Raw genomic sequence first — 21449 nt, forward strand, 5'->3', positions numbered from 1 at the left:
GGTAATAGTCTTAATTTCGACGGTTTGGTCCCTTCCAGGATAAATCCGTTCGATACTAACTGATATACTCATTTCCGATTTTAAACCGACATATCAAGTATTAACTTGAACGGCCTATGAGAGAGGTATCTTAATGTCTGCCAATAATACCAAAGTAAAAAAAGCGGTAATCCCGGTAGCGGGTTTGGGCACGCGTATGCTCCCGGCTACCAAAGCGATTCCAAAAGAGATGTTACCGCTGGTTGATAAGCCGTTAATCCAGTATGTCGTTAACGAGTGTATCGCTGCTGGCATCAACGAAATTGTGCTGGTAACGCATTCATCAAAAAATGCCATCGAAAACCACTTTGATACCAGCTTCGAACTGGAATCAATGCTGGAAAAACGCGTTAAGCGTCAGCTGCTGGACGAAATCCAGTCTATCTGCCCGCCACACGTTACCATCATGCAGGTCCGTCAGGGCATCGCAAAAGGTCTGGGTCACGCTGTTATGTGTGCACACCCACTGATCGGTGATGAGCCATTTGCGGTTATCCTGCCAGACGTCATCATCGACGAATACGAATCTAACCCAACCAAAGATAACCTGGCAGAAATGCTGAGCCGTTATGAAGAGTCTGGCCGCAGCCAGATCATGGTTGAGCCAGTTGCCGATGTGACTGCTTACGGTGTTGTCGATTGCCAGGGCGCAGAACTGAACCCAGGCGACAGCGCACCAATGGTCGGTGTGGTTGAGAAGCCTAAAGCGACAGAAGCGCCTTCAAACCTGGCTGTAGTGGGTCGTTATGTTCTTTCTTCAGACATCTGGCCACTGCTGGCTAAAACCCCTCCAGGTGCAGGCGGCGAAGTTCAGCTGACTGACTCCATCGCTATGCTGATGGAAAAAGAGACGGTTGAAGCGTATCACCTGAAAGGCGTGAGCCATGACTGTGGTAACAAGCTGGGCTACATGCAGGCTTTCGTTGAGTACGGTGTTCGTCATCCGGTATTGGGCAAAGATTTTTCTGAATGGCTCGATGGCGCAGTTGGCAACAAAAAGTAATTCATAAACACAGGATAACTCGATGAAAGTCACTGTATTTGGTATCGGCTATGTCGGTCTGGTTCAGGCTGCGGTGTTAGCCGAAGTCGGACATGACGTTCTCTGCATTGATGTCGACGCTAATAAAGTCGAAAATCTGAAAAAAGGCATCATTCCTATTTTCGAACCAGGTTTAACGCCGCTGGTAATGTCCAATTACGAAGCGGGTCGTCTGAAGTTCAGCACTGATGCTGAGCTGGGCGTAAACCATGGTGTTATGCAGTTTATTGCAGTGGGTACACCACCTGATGAAGACGGCTCAGCCGATCTGAAATATGTGACCGCCGTAGCGCGCACCATTGCGCAGTATATGAACGATCACAAAGTGGTTATCGACAAATCAACCGTTCCGGTTGGCACAGCAGACAAAGTTCGTGCAGTAATGACGGAAGCGCTGAAAGCGCGTGACGCCAACATCACTTTCGATGTGGTTTCAAACCCGGAATTCCTGAAAGAGGGTGCTGCAGTTAATGACTGTATGCGTCCGGAGCGTATCGTTGTCGGTACCGATAACGACGACGTGGTAGAACTGTTACGCGAGCTCTATGAGCCGTTTAACCGTAACCACGATCGCATGATCATGATGGATATCCGTAGCGCAGAGCTGACCAAGTATGCAGCAAACTGCATGCTGGCGACCAAAATCAGCTTTATGAACGAGATGTCTAACCTGGCTGAACGTTTAGGTGCGGATATTGAGAAAGTCCGTCAGGGTATCGGTTCTGATCCCCGCATTGGCTACCACTTTATCTATCCTGGCTGTGGCTACGGCGGCTCCTGCTTCCCGAAAGACGTGCAGGCGTTAATCCGTACCGCTGAGTCCATTGGCTATCAGCCACGTCTGTTACAGGCCGTGGAAGATGTGAATGACAACCAGAAAAACAAACTGCCTACCTTCATCAAGCGTCATTTCGGTGACGATCTGAAAGGTAAAACGTTTGCACTCTGGGGCCTGTCATTCAAGCCGAACACAGACGATATGCGTGAAGCCTCCAGCCGTGTGCTGATGGAAACGCTGTGGGAAGCTGGCGCATCTGTTCAGGCGTTTGACCCTGAAGCAATGGATGAAGCGCAGCGCATCTATGGTCACCGCAGCGATCTTAAGCTGATGGGTACCAAAGAAGCGGCACTGCAGGGCGCCGACGGTCTGGTCATCTGTACGGAGTGGCAGAACTTCCGTGCTCCTGACTTCGACATCATCAAAAATGCGCTGAAAGAAGCCGTGATTTTTGATGGTCGTAACCTGTATGATCCAGAGCGTATCAGCAAACGCGGTTTCGTTTATTATGCAATCGGCCGCGGAGCGTCTATTCAAACTGCATAATTAACGAGGGATTTATGAACTTTCTGGTCACCGGCGCCGCAGGCTTTATTGGTTTTCATGTCAGTCAGCGTCTGCTGGCCGCCGGTCACCAGGTTGTCGGTATCGACAACCTGAATGATTATTACGACGTAAATCTCAAGCATGCCCGTCTCAATTTAATTAAGGCCGATCCAGGTTTTACCTTTATTGAGATGGATCTGGCGGACCGTGACGCAATGGCGTCACTGTTCGACCAGAACACATTCCAGCGCGTTATCCATCTTGGCGCTCAGGCTGGCGTCCGGTACTCCATTGAAAACCCTCATGCCTACGCAGATTCCAATCTGATCGGTCACCTCAATATCCTTGAAGGCTGCCGTCATCATAAAATTGAACATCTGCTCTACGCGTCATCCAGTTCCGTTTATGGCCTGAATCGTAAGATGCCGTTCTCAACGGAAGACAGCGTTGATCATCCGGTTTCTTTATATGCGGCGACTAAAAAAGCGAACGAGTTAATGTCTCACACTTACTCGCATCTCTATCAGCTGCCGACTACCGGATTGCGCTTCTTTACCGTCTATGGTCCGTGGGGCCGTCCTGATATGGCATTATTCAAATTCACCCGCGCAATGATTGCCGGTGAAGCGATTGATGTTTATAACCAGGGCCAGATGAAACGCGACTTTACCTATATTGATGATATTGCCGAAGCGATTGTTCGTCTGCAGGATGTTATTCCGCAGCAGGATGATAACTGGACGGTTGAAACCGGTTCACCCGCAACCAGTTCCGCGCCTTATCGTGTTTATAATATTGGTAACAGTCAGCCTGTTACGTTGATGAACTATATCGAAGCGATTGAGAAAGCACTGGGGATTACAGCGAAGAAAAACCTGATGCCAATGCAACCTGGTGATGTACTGGAAACCAGTGCGGATACCGAGGCGTTGTTTAAGGCCATTGGTTTTAAACCGCAGACCGGCGTGGAAGAGGGCGTGAAAAATTTCGTTGACTGGTACCGCGATTTTTACCGCGTCTGATTAAAAGAAAAAGGAAGCTTCGGCTTCCTTTTTTGTTGCGCATCACACTGCCGCTAAAGCAGCAAAGTGGCGTACGGTTACAGTAAAAAATCGTCCAGCTTTTTACCCTGTTCTTCCAGCGCTTTTTTAATCACAGCCGGGGTGCGACCCTGACCGGTCCAGGTTCTGGACTCGCCTTTTTCATCGGTATAACCATATTTAGCCGGGCGCACTGAGCGTTTACCTTTTGCCGCAGCTCGGGGGGTGACGGTCAGCGTGCTAATCAGTTCATTCGGGTCGATTCCATCGGCCAGAAGCATTTCACGATACTGATTAAGCTTACGCGTGCGTTCTTCATTTTCTGCCTGAAAATGCGACTCTTCTTCGCGGCGTTCTTTTACCACCACGTCCAGTTTTTCCAGCATCTCTTCCAGTGTTTCTACGGAATACTCTCTGGCCTGGGCGCGCAGCGTACGGATATTATTAAGAACTTTTAGTGCTTCGCTCATTGTCCTGGTCTCTGAATAAGGGAAAAAGTTGTGTTGCCCGCTAATAGTAGTGGTGACATTAAATAACTTCAATCATAAAAAAGTTCTGACAGCTAATTACTTTGGTGACTAAAAATAAGGGTGGCTAAAAAATTCACGGTTATGCTGAATAAAAAAATATTTTCGTTTAGTTCGATATCAAATAAATTTAATGTATTTACGGCAGTAACAAAAATGTCATTCATTTTAGTGCGGGTAAAATAAGCAAAACTTATTCTCTGAAGTCGCGCACATAACAGGCACCGGAATCGGCCTTTAAGGTATTTAGGGATAGCCGTTACGCTTTATTCACCCATCAACCGCAGCGTATTGCGGGCGCTTTGTGTTAATATGCGCGCCATTCCGTTCAGTCCCGATGAAGATACGATCCTATGGCCCAACTCTATTTCTATTACTCTGCGATGAATGCAGGGAAATCGACCGCACTGCTGCAATCCTCCTATAACTATCAGGAGCGCGGCATGCGTTCGCTGGTTTACACCGCTGAAATCGATAATCGCTTTGGTGCCGGACAGGTGAGTTCCCGCATCGGACTTTCTTCGCCAGCCATGCTCTATAACGCGGAGACCTCGCTCTACAGCGACATTGCCGCTGAACATGCCGCGCAGCCGATTCACTGTGTACTGGTGGATGAAAGTCAGTTCCTGACGCGGGAGCAGGTTAAAGCGCTCTCTGATGTCGTAGACGATCTGGATATTCCGGTGCTCTGCTACGGCCTGCGCACCGATTTTCGCGGTGAGCTGTTCACAGGCAGTCAGTATTTACTGGCATGGGCGGACAAGCTGGTTGAACTCAAAACCATCTGTCACTGTGGCCGGAAGGCCAGCATGGTGTTGCGACTGGATAGCGAGGGAAAACCTTTCAGTGAGGGTGAGCAGGTCGTGATTGGCGGCAACGAAAGCTACATCTCCGTCTGCCGTAAACATTATAAGCAGGCGATAGAGCAGGGCTCATTGCAGGCGATTCATGGCGCACAGACACCACTGAATTAGCCGCATTGCTCAGGCAATAAAAAACCCGCCGAGGCGGGTTTTTTTATCTGAGAGTCAGAATGGCACTATCAGACTTTTTTAGCTTTCTTATCAGCCTTGATGCCTTTTACCGGCTGCTCAGCAACTGCCTGAGCGACGCTTGAGAACGGTTCAGTAAATTCACGACCGTAGAAAGTATCCAGCATAATCTGTTTCAGCTCAGCAATCAGCGGATAACGTGGGTTAGCGCCGGTACACTGGTCATCAAATGCATCATCGGCCAGTTTATCGACTTTCGCCAGGAAGTCCGCTTCCTGCACACCGGCTTCACGGATAGAGGTCGGGATACCGAGTTCTGTTTTGATTTCATCCAGCCAGGCCAGCAGCTTCTCAATTTTCTGCGCGGTGCGGTCGCCTGGTGCGCTCAGACCTAAGTGGTCAGCAATCTCGGCGTAGCGACGACGTGCCTGCGGACGATCGTACTGGCTGAAAGCGGTCTGTTTAGTCGGGTTGTCATTCGCGTTGTAACGAATGACGTTCGAGATTAACAGGGCGTTGGCAAGACCGTGTGGGATATGGAACTCTGAACCCAGTTTGTGCGCCATGGAGTGACAGACCCCAAGGAAGGCGTTGGCAAACGCAATACCGGCGATAGTGGCGGCATTATGAACGCGTTCACGCGCCACCGGATTTTTCGCGCCTTCGGCATAGCTGGCTGGCAGGTTCTCTTTCAGCAGTTTCAGTGCCTGCAGCGCCTGTCCATCAGAGTACTCATTCGCCAGCACGGAAACATAGGCTTCCAGTGCGTGGGTGACGGCATCCAGACCACCGAAGGCGCAGAGTGAACGTGGCATATCCATCACCAGGTTGGCATCGACAATCGCCATGTCCGGGGTCAACGCATAGTCAGCGAGTGGATATTTCTGGCCTGTCGCATCATCGGTGACCACGGCAAATGGGGTGACTTCTGAACCGGTACCGGACGTGGTGGTGATGGCAACCATGCGCGCTTTGACGCCCATTTTCGGGAACTTGTAGATACGTTTACGGATATCCATGAAACGTAATGCCAGCTCTTCGAAGTGGGTTTCCGGATGTTCATACATCACCCACATGATTTTCGCAGCATCCATTGGGGAACCGCCGCCCAGCGCGATGATGACATCAGGCTTGAAGCTGTTCATCTGCTCTGCACCTTTACGCACGATGCTCAGCGTCGGGTCGGCTTCTACTTCGAAGAACACTTCAGTCTCGATGCCGTGTGATTTCAGCACGCGGGTCACCTGGTCGGCATAACCATTGTTGAACAGGAAGCGGTCAGTGACGATAAAGGCACGCTTCGCGCCGTCGGTTGCCACCTCTTCCAGTGCAATTGGCAGTGAACCCCGACGGAAGTAGATGGATTTAGGAAGTTTATGCCACAACATATTCTCAGCTCGCTTGGCGACAGTTTTGGTATTGATCAGGTGTTTTGGACCGACGTTCTCTGAAATTGAGTTGCCGCCCCATGAACCACAACCCAGCGTCAGAGACGGCGCCAGTTTAAAGTTGTAGAGGTCACCGATACCGCCCTGTGAAGCAGGGGTGTTGATCAGAATACGTGCGGTTTTCATTTTGTCGCCGAAGTAGTGCACGCGCTCAGTCTGGTTATCCTGGTCGGTATAAAGACAGGAGGTGTGACCGATACCGCCCATGGCGACCAGTTTCTCCGCTTTACTGACCGCATCCTGGAAATCTTTTGCCCGATACATCGCCAGCGTCGGAGAGAGTTTTTCGTGAGCGAACGGCTCAGACTCATCCACAAGTTTCACTTCGCCAATCAGGATTTTGGTGCTCGGTGGCACGCTGAGTCCGGCCATTTCCGCAATTTTGTAAGCAGGCTGACCCACGATAGCCGCATTCAGGCCGCCGTTTTTCAGGATGATATTCTGCACGGCACTCAGTTCGGCACCCTGCAGCATGTAGCCACCATGGCTGGCGAAACGTTCACGCACGGCGTCATAGACCGAATCAACCACAATCACTGATTGTTCAGACGCGCAGATCACGCCGTTATCAAAGGTTTTCGACATCAGAATGGAAGCGACGGCACGTTTCAGATCGGCGGTTTCATCGATGACTACCGGCGTGTTACCGGCACCGACACCAATCGCTGGTTTACCGGAGCTGTAAGCCGCTTTCACCATACCTGGTCCGCCAGTGGCAAGAATCAGGTTGATGTCAGGGTGATGCATCAGCTGGTTTGACAGCTCAACAGAAGGGGCGTCGATCCAGCCGATGATGTCTTTGGGCGCACCGGCGGCAATCGCGGCCTGCAGGACGATGTCAGCAGCCTTGTTTGTCGCGTCTTTGGCGCGTGGATGTGGGGAGAAGATGATGCCGTTACGGGTTTTAAGGCTGATTAACGCTTTGAAGATGGCGGTTGAAGTCGGGTTAGTGGTCGGGACGATGCCGCAAATCAGACCAATGGGCTCAGCGATGGTGATGGTGCCGAAGGTATCATCAGTGGCTAACACACCACAGGTCTTTTCATCTTTATAAGCGTTGTAGATATATTCTGAAGCAAAATGGTTTTTGATCACTTTGTCTTCGACGATGCCCATACCGGATTCGGCAACGGCCATCTTGGCTAGCGGGATTCGGGCATCTGCGGCGGCGAGGGCGGCGGCACGGAAAATGGCGTCGACCTGTTCCTGAGAAAAGTTGGCATATTCACGCTGGGCTTTTTTAACACGTTCAACCAGTGCATTAAGTTCAGCGACATTGGTTACGGCCATGGTGTTCTCCTGAAGGAAGTTAAACTTTTTTAGTAAACAATCCTGCGTCCTGAGTATAGTCACGCTAAGATTCTGCGACTGAGTGGGCAGGAACACTAGGATTTTCAACTGTTTACTGAACAAGTCTTCTGTTGCCGGCAACAATGTTTTCTTCGCTGCCGCTAATACTTCCGTGATGAAAAGATTACCTGGTTTGGGGTAGGTCAATTTTGATGCAGATCAATTTAACCGTAAGCTGACACCTTTCAGCACACCTTTATTGTGCTGTTGAGTCAAATAGCTTCTCACTTCACTGCCGCCCCCCTGGCAGCGACTAAATCCAGCGACTTTTTGATCTCTGGCGTAAAGCGCTAAAGGTGCATTGATTCATCAGTATAAATAGCTGGGTCAGCGTATGGCGTCCGGGGCCGTTTTCACATACATTAGGCGCGTTTTCCCCCTGTGGTACGGAGTAAAGTCGTGAACCCTGCGCTGTTAGATTTATCAGGCTATATCAAATTTTTTGTCGGGCTGTTTGCGCTGGTCAATCCGGTGGGAATTATTCCGGTGTTTATCAGCATGACCCGTTATCAAGGCGTGGCTGAGCGTAATAAAACCAACCTCACCGCCAATCTGGCCGTCGCCATTATTCTCTGGACCTCACTTTTCCTCGGTGATGCGATTCTGCATGTGTTTGGCATCTCGATTGACTCTTTCCGCATTGCGGGAGGCATTCTGGTCGTCACCATTGCGATGTCGATGATCAGCGGCAAGCTGGGCGAGGATAAGCAAAACAAGCAGGAGAAATCAGAAACGGCGATTCGTGAAAGCGTCGGGGTTGTTCCGCTGGCGCTGCCATTGATGGCGGGGCCGGGTGCCATCAGTTCGACCATCGTCTGGAGCACCCGCTACCATAGCTGGCTGAATCTGCTGGGGTTCACCCTGGCGATAGCGATCTTTGCCTTCTGCTGCTGGTTACTGTTCCGCGCGGCACCGTTAATGGTGCGTATTCTTGGGCAGACCGGTATCAACGTGATTACCCGTATCATGGGTCTGTTACTGATGGCGCTGGGCATTGAATTTGTTGTGACAGGGATGAAGTCTATTTTCCCTGGCCTTCTCAACTAAACACTCACTTATTTCAGGCAGCGAAGTGAATTAATGATCCGTAATGGTGCAATAGAGCCATTTAATGCACCATTACGATGCAATTATTCGTGATGCTTAACAGAATCAGACGATTATAAATTTCATTACTGCGTGTCGGGTCACAGACTTTTTTTTGCGAAATAATGTCACTATTTTCACACAATATTCTCCTCTCTCATTTCCCGTCTGCCTCATAATCCGCCACGTTAAAGCCGCTCTCCTGAATTTCATCACGCTGAAGCCAGATTTTTCAATATAAATGCCAGAACAGGCGCAATTTGTCGCCGTATTCCGCCCCGCGCAGGGGTTTACAGCTAAATCGTCTATTTTTCATATTGATATGATATTTTCAGAACGAAAATTAACACTTCCGCTGCCTGACATCTCATGATAAAAGAGAATTAGTTAACATTTTCGTTATTTTGCTTTGGCGCCCCCTCACGGCTTCTGATAATTTTTGGCCCAGCGTGAATTTTTTTCTCCGAAAGCCCAAAGTGAGAACGCTTTTTGCTTAAGCCTATCGGGATACTTAATTAAAGGTTGGCGTTTCGGATGATTGGGATGAAGAATTTGCAGCAACAGCGGTCAACACTCGCAGGTGTTCTGTTATTGGCCTTTTCGCCGGCCTATGCCGCCACGGTTCCGCCAGGAACGACACTGGCCGCGCAACAGCAGATCGTGATCAATAACGGCAGTGAAGTCTCCTCGCTGGATCCACATAAAACCGAAGGCGTGCCGGAATCTAATATTATTCAAAACCTGCTGGATGGTCTGGTGAACACCGACAACAGCGGGAAGGTCGTGCCTGGCGTCGCCAAAAGCTGGGAAAACCCGCAACCCACCGTGTGGATTTTTACTCTGCGTGATGATGCGAAGTGGAGCAATGGTGAGCCGGTGACCGCCAGTGATTTCGTTTATAGCTGGCGTCGGCTGGTGGACCCGAAAACCGCGTCGCCTTATTCCAGCTATCCGCAGGCAGCCCATTTTACCAATATCGATGCCATCCTTGCCGGTAAAGCGTCACCCGATCAGCTGGGTGTCAAAGCGCTGGATGCCCATCGCCTGCAGATTACCCTGAGTGAACCGGTGCCTTACCTGGTGGCGATGTTAGCGCATACGGCGATGAAGCCGGTTTATGCGCCCGCCATTAAGCAGTGGGGCGATGCCTGGACCCGGCCGGGTCACTACATCGGCAATGGCGCTTACACGCTGGGCGACTGGGTGGTGAATGAAAAAATCGTCGTGAAGCGCAATCCTCACTACTGGGATAATGCGCATACGGTGATTGAGCAGGGGACTTTCCTGCCTATCGCCTCTGAAAACAGTGATATCAATCGCTACCGCAGCGGCGGCACGGACATCACCAACAGTGCGGTGCCACCGGAGATGTTTGGCAAACTGCGCAAAGAGCTGGGCGATGAAGTAAAGGTCAGCCCGCTGCTCTGCACCTTCTACTACGAAATTAACAACAAAAAGGCGCCGTTCACCGATGCACGTGTGCGTGCCGCGCTGAAAATGACTCTCGACCGTGAGGTGATAGCTAATAAGATCATGGCTCAGGGTCAGATTCCGGCCTACAGCCTGACACCGCCTTTCACTGCAGGCATAAAACTCACGCCGCCCGCCTGGTTCACCTGGACGCAGGCGCAGCGTAATGAAGCCGCGAAGAAGTTGCTCGCCGAAGCCGGCTTTGATGCCGCCCATCCGCTGAGCTTTACGTTGCTCTATAACACCTCTGATCAGAACAAACGGCAGGCGATTGCAGCCGCGTCAATGTGGCAGAAAAACCTGGGTGCGAAGGTGACCCTGCAGAATCAGGAGTGGAAAACCATGCTGGAGACCCGTCATCAGGCCCAGTATGACGTGGTCCGTGCGACCTGGTGTGCCGATTACAACGAACCTTCTACCTTCCTGAATATGCTGATCAGCAACGCCTCGATTAACACCGCGTTTTACAGCAGCGCGACCTTTGATCGTCTGATGGCGGAGACGCTGACGGCGGGCAGTGAGGCGCAGCGCGCCGACCTGTATCAGCAGGCTGAAACACAACTCGACAAAGACTCACCAATTGTGCCAGTTTACTACCGCGTAAGTGTGCGCCTGGTAAAGCCCTGGGTTGGCGGCTTTACGGGCAAAGACCCGCAGGACATGACAGACCTGAAGTACTATTTCATCAAACAACACTGATCTGATCGCCTGTTCGGCGAGACAGTCGGGAACGCATCAGCGTACAGACCATTTTGGGGTCAATCTCCCTGGTAACAGGCCAGGGAGCCCGGAGACGGGGGACGCCGGGGCAGAGCATCGCCACGGTGACGATAATAAAACTGGAGTGTAATAATGAACAACATCACGAAAAAAAGCCTGATAGCAGCGGGTGTTTTCGCCGCAGTGAGTGCTCTGGCAGGGAATGCGGCTCTCGCGGCCACCGTGCCTGCGGGCGTTGAGCTGGCCGCTAAACAGGAGCTGGTTCGCGGCAATGGCGATGAAGTCCAGTCGCTCGATCCGCACAAAATTGAAGGCGTGCCGGAAGACAACGTGGCGCGCGATCTTTACGAAGGTCTGCTGGTCAACGACAGCAACGGTAAACCCATCCCGGCCGTAGCGGAAAGTTACGAAAACAAAGATTTTAAAGTGTGGACTTTCCACCTGCGTAAAAATGCTAAGTGGTCCAACGGCGAGCCGGTGACCGCGCAGGACTTCGTCTACAGCTGGGAGCGTCTGGTCGATCCGAAAACCGCCTCTCCATACGCCAGCTATCCACAGTATGGTCATATCCTGAACGTCGATGACATCATCGCCGGTAAAAAACCGATTACCGATCTGGGCGTCAAAGCACTGGACGACCACACGCTGGAAGTCACGCTGAGTGAGCCGGTTCCCTATTTTGATAAGCTGCTGATCAACTCCGTGATGTCACCGGTTTACAAACCGGCGATTGAGAAGTTTGGCGATCAGTGGACGCAGCCACAGAACTGGGTCGGCAACGGCGCCTTTAAACTGGACGCGCACGTAATCAACGAGCGTATCACCCTGGTGCGTAACCCGAATTACTGGGACAACGAGCACACCGTGCTGAACAAAGTCACCTATCTGCCAATCAGTTCTGAAGTCAGTGACGTTAACCGTTACTTCTCCGAGAACGGCAGCGACATGACCTATAACAATCTGCCAATTGAGCTGTTTAAAAAGCTGCAGCGTGACAACGGTAAAGAGCTGCACATCGATCCTTATCTGTGCACCTACTACTACGAAATCAACAACCAGAAAGCGCCATTCACCGATCCTCGCGTCCGCGCGGCCCTGAAGCTGGGTCTGGATCGTGACATCATGGTCAACAAAGTGCTGGCGCAGGGCCAGAAGCCGGCCTACAGCTACACGCCGCCATCAACCGACGGCATGGAAATTCTGCCGCCAGACTGGTTCAAGTGGTCACAGGACAAGCGTAACGCCGAAGCGAAAAAGCTGCTGGCTGAAGCCGGCTACACCGCCGACAAACCGCTGACCTTTAACCTGCTGTATAACACCTCCGATCTGCACAAGAAGCTGGCGATTGCTGCCTCGTCGATCTGGAAGAAAAACATCGGCGTGAACATCAAGCTGGAAAACCAGGAGTGGAAAACCTTCCTGGATACCCGTCATCAGGGTAACTTCGATGTTTCCCGTGCGGCCTGGTGTGCGGACTACAACGAACCGACTTCCTTCCTGAACACCATGCTGTCAAACAGCAGCAGTAACACCTCGCACTATAAGAGCGATGCGTTTGACAAAGTGATTCGCGACGCGATTAAGGCCCCGGATGCTAAAGCCCGTGCGGCGGATTATCAGCAGGCCGAGCAGATCCTGGATAAAGACAGCACCATCGTACCGGTTTACTACTACGTGAATACGCGTCTGGTGAAACCGTATGTCGGTGGTTATACCGGTAAAGATCCACTGGATAAAACGCTGTCTAAAGACTTCTACATCATTAAACACTAATAGCATTCAGGCTATCAGCAGTGGCGGCGCGCCTCGCGCCGCCTTTTTTACTTTTTATATGTTGTGATGCAACAGCCTGGTAGGTACGGCAATGTTAAAATTCATCCTGCGTCGCTTGCTTGAAGCGCTTCCGACGCTGTTCGTCCTGATCACCATCTCCTTCTTTATGATGCGCCTGGCACCCGGCAGCCCGTTTACCGGCGAGCGCACCCTGGCCCCGGAAGTGATGGCCAACATTGAGGCGAAATATCACCTCAACGATCCCATCGGTAAGCAATATGTCGATTACCTGGTGCAGCTGGCGCACGGCGATTTCGGCCCTTCGTTTAAATACAAAGACTATTCGGTCAACTATCTGGTTGCGCATGCGTTCCCGGTCTCTGCCAAACTCGGCCTGGCCGCGTTCCTGCTGGCGGTGGTGCTGGGCGTCACGGCGGGTGTGATCGCCGCGCTTAAACAGAACAGTTTGTGGGACTTCGCGGTCATGGGGGTGGCAATGACCGGCGTGGTGATACCCAGTTTCGTGGTGGCGCCGCTGCTGGTTCTGCTGTTCGCCATCACCCTGAAATGGCTGCCGGGCGGCGGCTGGAATGGCGGGCAGTGGAACTACATGCTGCTGCCGATGGTGGCGCTGTCGCTGGCTTATATCGCCAGTATCGCGCGTATCACCCGGGGATCGATGATTGAAGTGATGCACTCCAACTTTATCCGCACTGCGCGCGCCAAAGGCTTACCGCTGCGCCGCATTGTGCTGCGTCATGCGCTGAAGCCCGCGCTGCTGCCGGTGATCTCTTACATGGGACCGGCGTTTGTCGGCATCATCACCGGTTCGATGGTGATTGAGTCGATCTACGGTCTGCCGGGCATCGGTCAGCTGTTTGTGAACGGCGCGCTGAACCGCGACTACTCACTGGTGATGAGCCTGACCATCCTGGTCGGTTTACTGACCATTCTGTTTAACGCGATTGTTGACGTGCTCTATGCCGTTATCGATCCAAAAATTCGTTACTGATTGCGGAGTTCGCCATGATGTTAAGTAAGAAAAACAGCGAAGCTCTTGATGTGTTCAGTGAGAAGCTGGAAGTAGAAGGGCGTAGTCTCTGGCAGGACGCGCGTCGTCGTTTTATCCATAACCGTGCCGCCTTAATCAGCCTGCTGGTGCTGTTAGTGATCACGCTGTTTGTGATTTTTGCGCCGATGCTGGCGCATTTCACCTACGACGATACCGACTGGGCGATGATGTCCTCACCGCCTGATACCACCTCCGGTCACTGGTTCGGCACCGATTCATCGGGACGTGACCTGCTGGTGCGTGTGGCGATCGGTGGCCGTATCTCACTGATGGTGGGCGTGGCGTCTGCGCTGATCGCGGTGATCGTGGGCACGCTCTACGGTTCGATTGCCGGCTATCTGGGCGGCAAAATCGACTCGGTGATGATGCGTATTCTGGAAATCCTTAACTCCTTCCCGTTTATGTTCTTCGTGATCCTGCTGGTGACCTTCTTTGGCCGCAACATCCTGCTGATTTTTGCCGCCATCGGCATGGTCTCATGGCTCGATATGGCGCGTATTGTGCGCGGCCAGACGCTGAGCCTGAAGCGCAAAGAGTTCATCGAAGCGGCGCATGTTGGTGGGGTATCAACCTGGAAAATCGTGGTGCGTCACATCGTACCAAACGTGCTGGGTGTGGTGGTGGTTTACGCCTCGCTGCTGGTGCCGAGCATGATCCTGTTTGAATCCTTCCTGAGCTTCCTGGGTCTGGGTACACAGGAGCCGCTGAGTAGCTGGGGTGCACTGCTGAGCGACGGGGCCAACTCAATGGAAGTGTCGCCGTGGCTGTTGCTCTGGCCGGCGGGGTTCCTGGTGGTCACGCTGTTCTGTTTCAACTTTATCGGCGATGGCCTGCGTGATGCCCTCGACCCGAAAGATCGTTAAGGAGTTTCCCGATGACTATTCATGAATTCCAGCCAGCAATGGCGGCCCGCGCGGGAAGCGAACAGCTACTTACGGTCAAAGATTTACGCGTGACCTTTGGCACGCACGATGGGGATGTCACTGCCGTCAACGACCTGAACTTCTCGCTGCGCGCCGGTGAGACGCTGGGCATTGTTGGCGAGTCCGGTTCCGGTAAGTCACAAACCGCTTTTGCCCTGATGGGGCTGCTGGCCAAAAATGGCCGCATTGGCGGTTCGGCGATGTTCAACGGCAAAGAGATCCTGAATCTGCCGGAGAGTAAGCTCAATAAGCTGCGTGCCGAACAGATCGCAATGATCTTCCAGGACCCGATGACCTCGCTGAACCCCTATATGCGGGTGGGCGAGCAGCTGATGGAAGTGCTTAAGCTGCACAAAGGCATGAACAGCGCGCAGGCGTTTGAAGAGTCCGTGAGAATGCTGGACGCGGTGAAGATGCCGGAAGCGCGTAAGCGCATGAAGATGTATCCGCATGAGTTCTCCGGCGGGATGCGTCAGCGCGTGATGATCGCCATGGCGCTGCTGTGCCGTCCAAAACTGCTGATTGCCGATGAGCCAACCACCGCGCTGGATGTCACCGTGCAGGCGCAGATTATGACGCTGCTCAACGACCTGAAGCGCGAGTTCAACACCGCCATTATCATGATCACGCACGATCTCGGTGTAGTGGCTGGGATCTGCGACAAAGTGCTGGTGATGTACGCCGGACGCACCATGGAGTATGGCAGCGCCCGTGATGTCTTCTATCAGCCAGCCCATCCATACTCGATTGGCCTGCTTAATGCGGTGCCGCGTCTGGATGCGATCGAAGGTGAAACCCTGACCACGATTCCGGGCAATCCACCGAACCTGTTGCGTCTGCCGCAGGGCTGCCCGTTCCAGCCACGTTGTCCGCACGCAATGGATATCTGCACCCAGGCACCGCCGCTGGAACCGTTTGGCAATGGCCGTCTGCGTGCCTGCTTTAAGCCGGTGGAGGAGTTAGTATGAGCACCGTAGCTGAAAAAAGAGTGTTACTGGAAATCGCCGATCTCAAGGTGCATTTCGACATCAAAGATGGCAAGCAGTGGTTCTGGCAGCCATCAAAAACCCTGAAAGCGGTGGATGGTGTCAGCCTGCGTCTGTATGAAGGGGAAACCCTGGGCGTGGTGGGCGAGTCGGGCTGCGGTAAATCGACCCTGGCGCGTGCCATTATCGGTCTGGTTAAAGCCACGGAAGGCCGTGTCGCCTGGTTAGGCCGCGATCTGCTGGGGCAGAGTGAAGAAGAGTGGCGCAAGGCGCGCAGCGATATTCAGATGATATTCCAGGATCCGCTGGCGTCGCTGAACCCGCGTATGACTATCGGCGACATCATTGCGGAGCCGCTGCGCACCTATCATCCGAAAATGGCGCGTCAGGAAGTCAAAGACCGCGTCAAAAATATGATGATGAAAGTCGGGCTGCTGCCAAACCTGATTAACCGCTATCCGCATGAGTTCTCGGGTGGTCAGTGTCAGCGTATCGGTATTGCCCGCGCGCTGATTCTGGAGCCGAAGCTGATTATCTGTGATGAGCCGGTGTCTGCGCTGGACGTGTCGATTCAGGCGCAGGTGGTGAACCTGCTGCAGCAGTTGCAGCGCGAAATGGGCTTGTCACTGATCTTCATCGCGCACGATCTGGCGGTGGTGAAACACATCTCTGACCGTGTTCTGGTGATGTATCTGGGGCATGCGGTGGAGCTGGGGACCTACAAAGAGGTCTATACCAATCCACAGCATCCTTACACCCGTGCGCTGATGTCTGCCGTGCCGATTCCCGATCCGGACAAGGAGAAGAACAAGCAGATTCAGCTGCTGGAAGGGGAGCTGCCGTCGCCGATCAATCCGCCATCAGGCTGCGTGTTCCGCACCCGTTGTCCGATTGCCGGTCCGGAGTGTGCGAAAACCCGTCCGCTGCTGGAAGGCAGCTTCCACCACGCGGTCTCCTGTCTGAAGGTCGATCCGCTGTAATGCAAAACGCCGGGCAACTGCCCGGCGTTTTCTTATCTGATTTGACGCTTACTCACGCCACAGGATATGACAGAGCTTGTGGTCTTTTTCGCGGCACAGCAGCACGCGTGCAAAGACGTCGGTAATCGGTTCACCGTCCGCTTCACCCAGCCCAATCACCACTTCGGCGAAAAAGTCCGGATTCAGATCGAAATCGACATGATCTTTCCAGTCTTCAGACGGATCAAACAGCTCCGCGCCACCGCGCTCTTCGAACTGCAGATTGAAGAGGATGACGTCTGCCGGATCAAGGTTGTCGACGGCCAGTTCGAGAAAGATATCGTAGGCTTGTTCCAGCGTTTCATCTTCGGTAAGGCGATTATTTAAATCCATAGTCTGTCCTGTCGGCCTGCGGCCATTTACACAATCTGGCTCGTTTTACAGTAAAGGGCTGAAGAAGTAAAACAGTCGTTCGACGATGCGCTGCCACCACGCACGTTTTGCCCAGCGCTTGCCATCCAGCAGGCGTGAACGGGCGATATAGTCATCCTGCACACAGGCGAGATCGCTGCCAAAACCGGCATCATCCACGACCAGCGTCACTTCAAAATTCAGCCATAAACTGCGCATATCGAGGTTCACGGTGCCCACCAGGCTCAGCTGTCCATCAACCAGCACGCTTTTGGTGTGCAGCAGTCCATCTTCAAACTGATAGATTTTTACACCCGCTTCCAGCATCTCACTGAAGAACGAGCGGCTGGCCCAGCCGACCAGCAGCGAGTCATTGTGACGCGGCACTATCACGCTCACGTTTACGCCACGCTGCGCGGCGGTGCAGATAGCATGCAGCAGGTCGTCGCTGGGCACTAAGTAGGGCGTGGTCATGATCAGCTGTTCACGCGCTGAATAGACCGCGGTCAGTAGCGCCTGATGGATCATATCTTCCGGGAAGCCGGGACCGGAGGCGATCACCTGTACCGTGTGGCCGCTCTCCTGTTCAAACGGCATGATGTTGCGATCGGGCGGCGGCGGCAGAATGCGTTTGCCGGTCTCAATCTCCCAGTCGCAGCTGAAAACAATCCCCATCGCGGTCGCCACCGGGCCTTCCATACGCGCCATCAGATCAATCCACTGGCCTACACCGGCGCTCTGTTTAAAGAAGCGCGGATCGACCAGGTTCATGCTGCCGGTATAGGCGATGTAATTATCGATCAGGACGATTTTACGATGCTGACGCAAATCCATCCGTCGCAGGAAGACGCGCAGCAGGCTGACCTGCAACGCCTCTACCACGTCGATACCGGCATTGCGCATCATGCCGACCCAGGGGCTGCGGAAAAAGTCGACGCTGCCGGCGGAGTCGAGCAGCAGCCGGCAATGAACGCCACGGCGTGAGGCCGCCATCAGCGATTCTGCGACTTCATCTGCCAGACCGCCGGGATGCCAGATATAAAACACCATCTCAATGTTATGGCGGGCCAGCTGAATATCACGAATCAGCGCCTGCATGACATCGTCGGAACTGGTGAGCAGCTGGAGCTGATTGCCTTTGACGCCCGCGATGCCCTGGCGATGGTAGCAAAGCTCAAACAGCGAACGGGCAACGTCGCTGTGCTCGGTGGCAAAAATTTCATGGCACTGCTTAAGATCGTTGAGCCAGCGGGCAGTCGACGGCCACATGGTGCGGGCGCGCTCTGCGCGACGTTTACCCAGATGCAGTTCACCAAACGAGAGATAAGCGATAATGCCCACCAGCGGCAGAATATAGATCACCAGCAGCCAGGCCATGGCCGATGTGACGGCCCGTCGCTTCATCAGCACGCGTAGCGTAACCCCGGCGATCAGCAGCCAGTAGCCAAATACCAGCAACCAGCTGAGCAGGGTATAAAAAGTGGTCATAAAGTGGACGTCCCGTTCGCGCTTTCGTCTGGCAAGTTTACGTGCAGATGGCGGCTAACGAAACCCTTTATCCCGGACATCCTGATACGAGATCCGATTTGGCATTACCAGAGAGATCTCTATAATGCTCTCGCGTATGACTCGCGTGTAGGACGTCAAAGAGGAAGTGATGAAACGAAGCAGAAATGAAGTGGCGCGCTGGAGAATGTTACGTCAGGCACATCGCCGCCGCTCCCGCTGGCTGGAAGGGCAGTCGCGGCGTTATAAGCGTATCCACAGCATCCGCCACCAGCTGGCACAGCAGCAGCGTCGCTCAATCCTGTTTATTACGCAGATCATCTGATTGATGAATCGCCGATTCAGGCTTCAAAAAAGCCCGATTCTGCCATCACCCGTCGCGCCATGGAGTGCTCCTGACGCGACGCGCCCCGATCGCTGACTTCACGCATCAGGCACTCCATCGTATCGCCCAGCGCCGTCGGCCTGCGGTAACCCACCCGATCGTACCATTCGTAAGACCAGCGACCCGATTTGCGCTGATAAAAGATCGTGAGCCACGCTGAGCAATTAGCAGGGTAACCACTCATGACTTCTATTCTGGGATCGCCAATCGCCGCAATCCGGGATAAAAGCGGATTGAGCAGAGTAAGGGCCTGGCCAGGATAAGTTTTATGCATAATTTGCCCGCGACTGTGCTGTGCATCCATTCAGAGGTTCAACTCACAAACGCTAAATGTAGACAGCTCTGGCAGATAATTCCTCTTCGCGGCTAAAAAAATGACGGGGCGATCGTTTTTTAATGCAAAAAGTCACCTTGAGGGGCTTTTTTAACGGGGATGTACAGCAGCAGAACAGAAAGTTGTACAACTTTACATTATCATAAGTCACTATTAATTAAGGTTTTATTAACAATAATGGCAGGAAGGGCGACATTCTGAACTAAATACCTGTACATGGGTGGCATTGTTGTATAACTTTGCCGTATCGGTTAGTCACCTGATTAGCCACCTTAAACAATTTAATGAGGGTAACCATGCAGACCAGCGTTCATATTCCCGCTTCCATCTCTGACCTTTCGGCTTATCTGCACAGCGCCGCACAGCCTTCCCAGCAGGCTATTCTGGGTTCTGTAGTGTCAGAAATTATCAGTTCTGGCCGTACCCTAAATCGTAAAGCGATCTGCTCGAAACTGATCGGCCGTTTACAGCATGTCACCAGCCCGGAAGAAGAGCAGCATTATCATGCGCTGATTAGCCTGATTCTCGATTAACAGAGGATTAACCCGCGAGACGCTGTGCTGACATCATCAGCGTGACGTTCACCAGCTGCAGTGCTGCGGCCAGCACGATCAGCATCACAATCCAGTGCTTTTTATTACGCCACCCCTGGCTGCGCCAGAGATAAACCGCGCCGCCAATAAGACCGGTAATAATGGCCAGCAGTCCCGGAATGATTATCTGCATCTTTACTCTCTTAACGATCACAACAAAAATGGCTTCTGTGCCAGACACAGAAGCCATTTTGACTGCATTTTTTCTGTCAGAAGACGCGTTTAAACGGCTTCACTGAAACCTGTTTGTAGACGCCCGCGGCAAAGTAAGGGTCATCCTGCGCCCAGGATTGCGCGGCTTCCAGTGACGGAAACTCAGCGATCACGGTGGAGCCGGTAAAGCCCGCCACGCCGGGATCGTTGCTGTCTACAGCAGGCATCGGGCCTGCGATGATCAGGCGTCCCTCTTCCTGCAGCAGTTTGAGACGCGCCAGATGAGCAGGGCGCACGGCGTTACGTTTTTCCAGTGACTCTGCAGTATCTTCTGCATAAATGACGTAAAGCACTAAGGAACTCCTGGTTATCAGAATTTTGCAACACGTTAAGGGATTGACGATTAGAGTGCAAACGAAACCTGAGGGCGGTTAATGGCTCAGCATAAAGGGCTAAAAAGCGCTTTTCTTCAGGCGGGATGGCGGGAGTTATTGAAACTGATTGCTATTTGCATTTAAAATCGCTGCTCTATTCAATCACTGCGACTGTTATGACCACGCTGACTATGCCACTACCTAAACGCACGCCTGTCTCCATGTTGTTGTCTGTTGCTCTGCATGGGGCCGTGATTGCCGGAATTCTGTATGCATCATTCCAGCAGGTGAGTGAGGTTCCTGAGGCGTCGCAGCCTATCAGCGTAACCATGGTCGCGCCTGACGTACAGCCCGAGCCTGCACCGGCCGTCGTGCAGCCGCCAGCACCCCAGCCCGAACCGCAGCCTGAACCAGAACCCCAGCCCGTGCCGGAACCCCCGAAAGCGGAGCCGGTGCCGATTCCCAAACCTGAACCGAAGCCAAAACCGAAACCCAGACCTGAGCACAAGCGGGAGCAGCCAAAACGCGAAGTGAAGCCGCGTCAGGAGAGCAAACCGCAGGCCGACCCGTTTAAGCAGGACGCGCCAGCGACGCAGCGCAAACCGACGACGGCGCCAAAAGCCACGCCGTCACCCACCGCGTCGGCATCAACCGGCCCGAAAGCCCTGAGCGTGAGTAAGCCTGGCTATCCGCAGCGCGCTTTTGCATTGCGGGTAGAAGGACGGGTACGGGTGAAGTTTGATGTGGAAAGCGACGGACGGGTAGACAACATTCAGATCCTTTCTGCCCAGCCGAGCAATATGTTTGAGCGGGAAGTGAAGCAGGCGATGAAAAAGTGGCGCTATGAAGAAGGAAAGCCGGGACAGGGGCTGACGATGAACATCGTGTTTAAGATTAATGGCGGTGCCAGCCTGGAGTAAAGCACCGGGTCAGGCAGAAACC

General features: G+C 53.0%; 21 protein-coding genes. 14 read left to right on the forward strand and 7 right to left on the reverse strand.

Annotated features, from left to right (window positions below):
* Positions 1-133 precede the first annotated feature (133 nt).
* From galU to PU624_RS12380, 3 genes are read left to right on the forward strand one after another with little or no spacing between them, the layout of a single operon-like run.
* Positions 134-1042, forward strand: coding sequence for a UTP--glucose-1-phosphate uridylyltransferase GalU (gene galU / locus PU624_RS12370; RefSeq protein WP_086905923.1), 909 nt, complete (start codon positions 134-136; stop codon positions 1040-1042).
* A 22-nt stretch (positions 1043-1064) separates the two neighbouring features.
* A complete protein-coding gene (locus PU624_RS12375; RefSeq protein WP_283547850.1) occupies positions 1065-2405 on the forward strand; it encodes a UDP-glucose dehydrogenase family protein in 1341 nt (446 codons plus the stop codon).
* 14 nt (positions 2406-2419) lie between these two features.
* On the forward strand, positions 2420-3427 hold the full coding sequence (locus tag PU624_RS12380) for an NAD-dependent epimerase (protein ID WP_283547851.1): 1008 nt from the start codon (positions 2420-2422) through the stop codon (positions 3425-3427).
* Between the two features lie 77 nt (positions 3428-3504).
* On the opposite strand, the gene hns is transcribed toward PU624_RS12380, so the two are convergent.
* Positions 3505-3915, reverse strand: coding sequence for a histone-like nucleoid-structuring protein H-NS (gene hns, locus PU624_RS12385; RefSeq protein ID WP_283547977.1), 411 nt, complete (start codon positions 3913-3915; stop codon positions 3505-3507).
* A 410-nt stretch (positions 3916-4325) separates the two neighbouring features.
* Between hns and tdk the strand changes: the two genes are divergently transcribed.
* Complete coding sequence (gene tdk, locus PU624_RS12390) at positions 4326-4946, forward strand: thymidine kinase (protein WP_283547852.1); 621 nt, start codon at positions 4326-4328, stop codon at positions 4944-4946.
* A gap of 68 nt (positions 4947-5014) precedes the next feature.
* Here the strand turns inward: tdk and adhE are convergent, their stop codons facing one another.
* Entirely contained in the window at positions 5015-7702 is a 2688-nt protein-coding gene (gene adhE / locus PU624_RS12395) for a bifunctional acetaldehyde-CoA/alcohol dehydrogenase (RefSeq protein WP_283547853.1), read from the reverse strand.
* Between the two features lie 459 nt (positions 7703-8161).
* On the opposite strand from adhE, the gene PU624_RS12400 reads away from it, so the two are divergent.
* The 7 genes from PU624_RS12400 (at position 8162) to oppF (ending at position 16772) form a co-directional block, all read left to right on the forward strand.
* Complete coding sequence (locus tag PU624_RS12400) at positions 8162-8809, forward strand: YchE family NAAT transporter (RefSeq protein WP_161733986.1); 648 nt, start codon at positions 8162-8164, stop codon at positions 8807-8809.
* A gap of 582 nt (positions 8810-9391) precedes the next feature.
* Positions 9392-11017 carry an ABC transporter substrate-binding protein gene (locus PU624_RS12405; RefSeq protein ID WP_283547854.1) on the forward strand — a complete coding sequence of 542 codons (1626 nt, stop codon included), beginning with the start codon at positions 9392-9394 and terminating at the stop codon, positions 11015-11017.
* 153 nt (positions 11018-11170) lie between these two features.
* Entirely contained in the window at positions 11171-12811 is a 1641-nt protein-coding gene (oppA, locus tag PU624_RS12410; protein ID WP_283547855.1) for an oligopeptide ABC transporter substrate-binding protein OppA, read from the forward strand.
* Positions 12812-12902: 91 nt separating this feature from the next.
* Positions 12903-13823, forward strand: a complete 921-nt coding sequence (oppB, locus tag PU624_RS12415; protein WP_283547856.1) for an oligopeptide ABC transporter permease OppB — start codon at positions 12903-12905, stop codon at positions 13821-13823.
* A gap of 14 nt (positions 13824-13837) precedes the next feature.
* Complete coding sequence (oppC, locus tag PU624_RS12420) at positions 13838-14746, forward strand: oligopeptide ABC transporter permease OppC (RefSeq protein WP_283547857.1); 909 nt, start codon at positions 13838-13840, stop codon at positions 14744-14746.
* An 11-nt stretch (positions 14747-14757) separates the two neighbouring features.
* Entirely contained in the window at positions 14758-15774 is a 1017-nt protein-coding gene (locus PU624_RS12425; RefSeq protein ID WP_283547858.1) for an ABC transporter ATP-binding protein, read from the forward strand.
* On the forward strand, positions 15771-16772 hold the full coding sequence (gene oppF / locus PU624_RS12430; protein ID WP_090960519.1) for a murein tripeptide/oligopeptide ABC transporter ATP binding protein OppF: 1002 nt from the start codon (positions 15771-15773) through the stop codon (positions 16770-16772). The genes PU624_RS12425 and oppF overlap by 4 nt, the downstream gene beginning before the upstream one ends.
* Before the next feature lie 48 nt (positions 16773-16820).
* On the opposite strand, the gene PU624_RS12435 is transcribed toward oppF, so the two are convergent.
* A complete protein-coding gene (locus PU624_RS12435; RefSeq protein ID WP_003853921.1) occupies positions 16821-17144 on the reverse strand; it encodes an HI1450 family dsDNA-mimic protein in 324 nt (107 codons plus the stop codon).
* Between the two features lie 45 nt (positions 17145-17189).
* Positions 17190-18650: a cardiolipin synthase gene (cls, locus tag PU624_RS12440; protein WP_283547859.1), complete on the reverse strand. Its 1461-nt coding sequence runs from the start codon at positions 18648-18650 to the stop codon at positions 17190-17192.
* Positions 18651-18819: 169 nt separating this feature from the next.
* Between cls and PU624_RS12445 the strand changes: the two genes are divergently transcribed.
* Positions 18820-18993, forward strand: a complete 174-nt coding sequence (locus tag PU624_RS12445) for a YciY family protein (protein WP_090960525.1) — start codon at positions 18820-18822, stop codon at positions 18991-18993.
* A 16-nt stretch (positions 18994-19009) separates the two neighbouring features.
* Here the strand turns inward: PU624_RS12445 and PU624_RS12450 are convergent, their stop codons facing one another.
* Positions 19010-19327: a hypothetical protein gene (locus PU624_RS12450; RefSeq protein ID WP_283547860.1), complete on the reverse strand. Its 318-nt coding sequence runs from the start codon at positions 19325-19327 to the stop codon at positions 19010-19012.
* Positions 19328-19683: 356 nt separating this feature from the next.
* Between PU624_RS12450 and ycgZ the strand changes: the two genes are divergently transcribed.
* Positions 19684-19920 carry a regulatory protein YcgZ gene (gene ycgZ, locus PU624_RS12455; protein WP_283547861.1) on the forward strand — a complete coding sequence of 79 codons (237 nt, stop codon included), beginning with the start codon at positions 19684-19686 and terminating at the stop codon, positions 19918-19920.
* Positions 19921-19927: 7 nt separating this feature from the next.
* On the opposite strand, the gene PU624_RS12460 is transcribed toward ycgZ, so the two are convergent.
* Positions 19928-20113 carry a hypothetical protein gene (locus tag PU624_RS12460; RefSeq protein WP_283547862.1) on the reverse strand — a complete coding sequence of 62 codons (186 nt, stop codon included), beginning with the start codon at positions 20111-20113 and terminating at the stop codon, positions 19928-19930.
* A 76-nt stretch (positions 20114-20189) separates the two neighbouring features.
* Positions 20190-20486: a YciI family protein gene (locus PU624_RS12465; protein WP_003853909.1), complete on the reverse strand. Its 297-nt coding sequence runs from the start codon at positions 20484-20486 to the stop codon at positions 20190-20192.
* Between the two features lie 197 nt (positions 20487-20683).
* Between PU624_RS12465 and tonB the strand changes: the two genes are divergently transcribed.
* Positions 20684-21427 (forward strand): TonB system transport protein TonB, encoded by a 744-nt coding sequence (gene tonB, locus PU624_RS12470; protein ID WP_283547863.1) that lies wholly within the window; start codon positions 20684-20686, stop codon positions 21425-21427.
* Positions 21428-21449 lie beyond the last annotated feature (22 nt).

It is taken from the genome of Pantoea sp. Lij88 (genome assembly GCF_030062155.1).
GTDB lineage: Bacteria > Pseudomonadota > Gammaproteobacteria > Enterobacterales > Enterobacteriaceae > Pantoea.

Bases quoted from the DNA above. Each gene is read 5' to 3' on its own strand.
- galU (WP_086905923.1), top strand. From the start codon at position 134: ATGTCTGCCAATAATACCAAAGTAAAAAAAGCGGTAATCCCGGTAGCG.
- PU624_RS12375 (WP_283547850.1), top strand. From the start codon at position 1,065: ATGAAAGTCACTGTATTTGGTATCGGCTATGTCGGTCTGGTTCAGGCT.
- PU624_RS12380 (WP_283547851.1), top strand. From the start codon at position 2,420: ATGAACTTTCTGGTCACCGGCGCCGCAGGCTTTATTGGTTTTCATGTC.
- hns (WP_283547977.1), bottom strand. From the start codon at position 3,915: ATGAGCGAAGCACTAAAAGTTCTTAATAATATCCGTACGCTGCGCGCC.
- tdk (WP_283547852.1), top strand. From the start codon at position 4,326: ATGGCCCAACTCTATTTCTATTACTCTGCGATGAATGCAGGGAAATCG.
- adhE (WP_283547853.1), bottom strand. From the start codon at position 7,702: ATGGCCGTAACCAATGTCGCTGAACTTAATGCACTGGTTGAACGTGTT.
- PU624_RS12405 (WP_283547854.1), top strand. From the start codon at position 9,392: ATGAAGAATTTGCAGCAACAGCGGTCAACACTCGCAGGTGTTCTGTTA.
- oppA (WP_283547855.1), top strand. From the start codon at position 11,171: ATGAACAACATCACGAAAAAAAGCCTGATAGCAGCGGGTGTTTTCGCC.
- oppB (WP_283547856.1), top strand. From the start codon at position 12,903: ATGTTAAAATTCATCCTGCGTCGCTTGCTTGAAGCGCTTCCGACGCTG.
- oppC (WP_283547857.1), top strand. From the start codon at position 13,838: ATGATGTTAAGTAAGAAAAACAGCGAAGCTCTTGATGTGTTCAGTGAG.
- PU624_RS12425 (WP_283547858.1), top strand. From the start codon at position 14,758: ATGACTATTCATGAATTCCAGCCAGCAATGGCGGCCCGCGCGGGAAGC.
- oppF (WP_090960519.1), top strand. From the start codon at position 15,771: ATGAGCACCGTAGCTGAAAAAAGAGTGTTACTGGAAATCGCCGATCTC.
- PU624_RS12435 (WP_003853921.1), bottom strand. From the start codon at position 17,144: ATGGATTTAAATAATCGCCTTACCGAAGATGAAACGCTGGAACAAGCC.
- cls (WP_283547859.1), bottom strand. From the start codon at position 18,650: ATGACCACTTTTTATACCCTGCTCAGCTGGTTGCTGGTATTTGGCTAC.
- PU624_RS12445 (WP_090960525.1), top strand. From the start codon at position 18,820: ATGAAACGAAGCAGAAATGAAGTGGCGCGCTGGAGAATGTTACGTCAG.
- PU624_RS12450 (WP_283547860.1), bottom strand. From the start codon at position 19,327: ATGCATAAAACTTATCCTGGCCAGGCCCTTACTCTGCTCAATCCGCTT.
- ycgZ (WP_283547861.1), top strand. From the start codon at position 19,684: ATGCAGACCAGCGTTCATATTCCCGCTTCCATCTCTGACCTTTCGGCT.
- PU624_RS12460 (WP_283547862.1), bottom strand. From the start codon at position 20,113: ATGCAGATAATCATTCCGGGACTGCTGGCCATTATTACCGGTCTTATT.
- tonB (WP_283547863.1), top strand. From the start codon at position 20,684: ATGACCACGCTGACTATGCCACTACCTAAACGCACGCCTGTCTCCATG.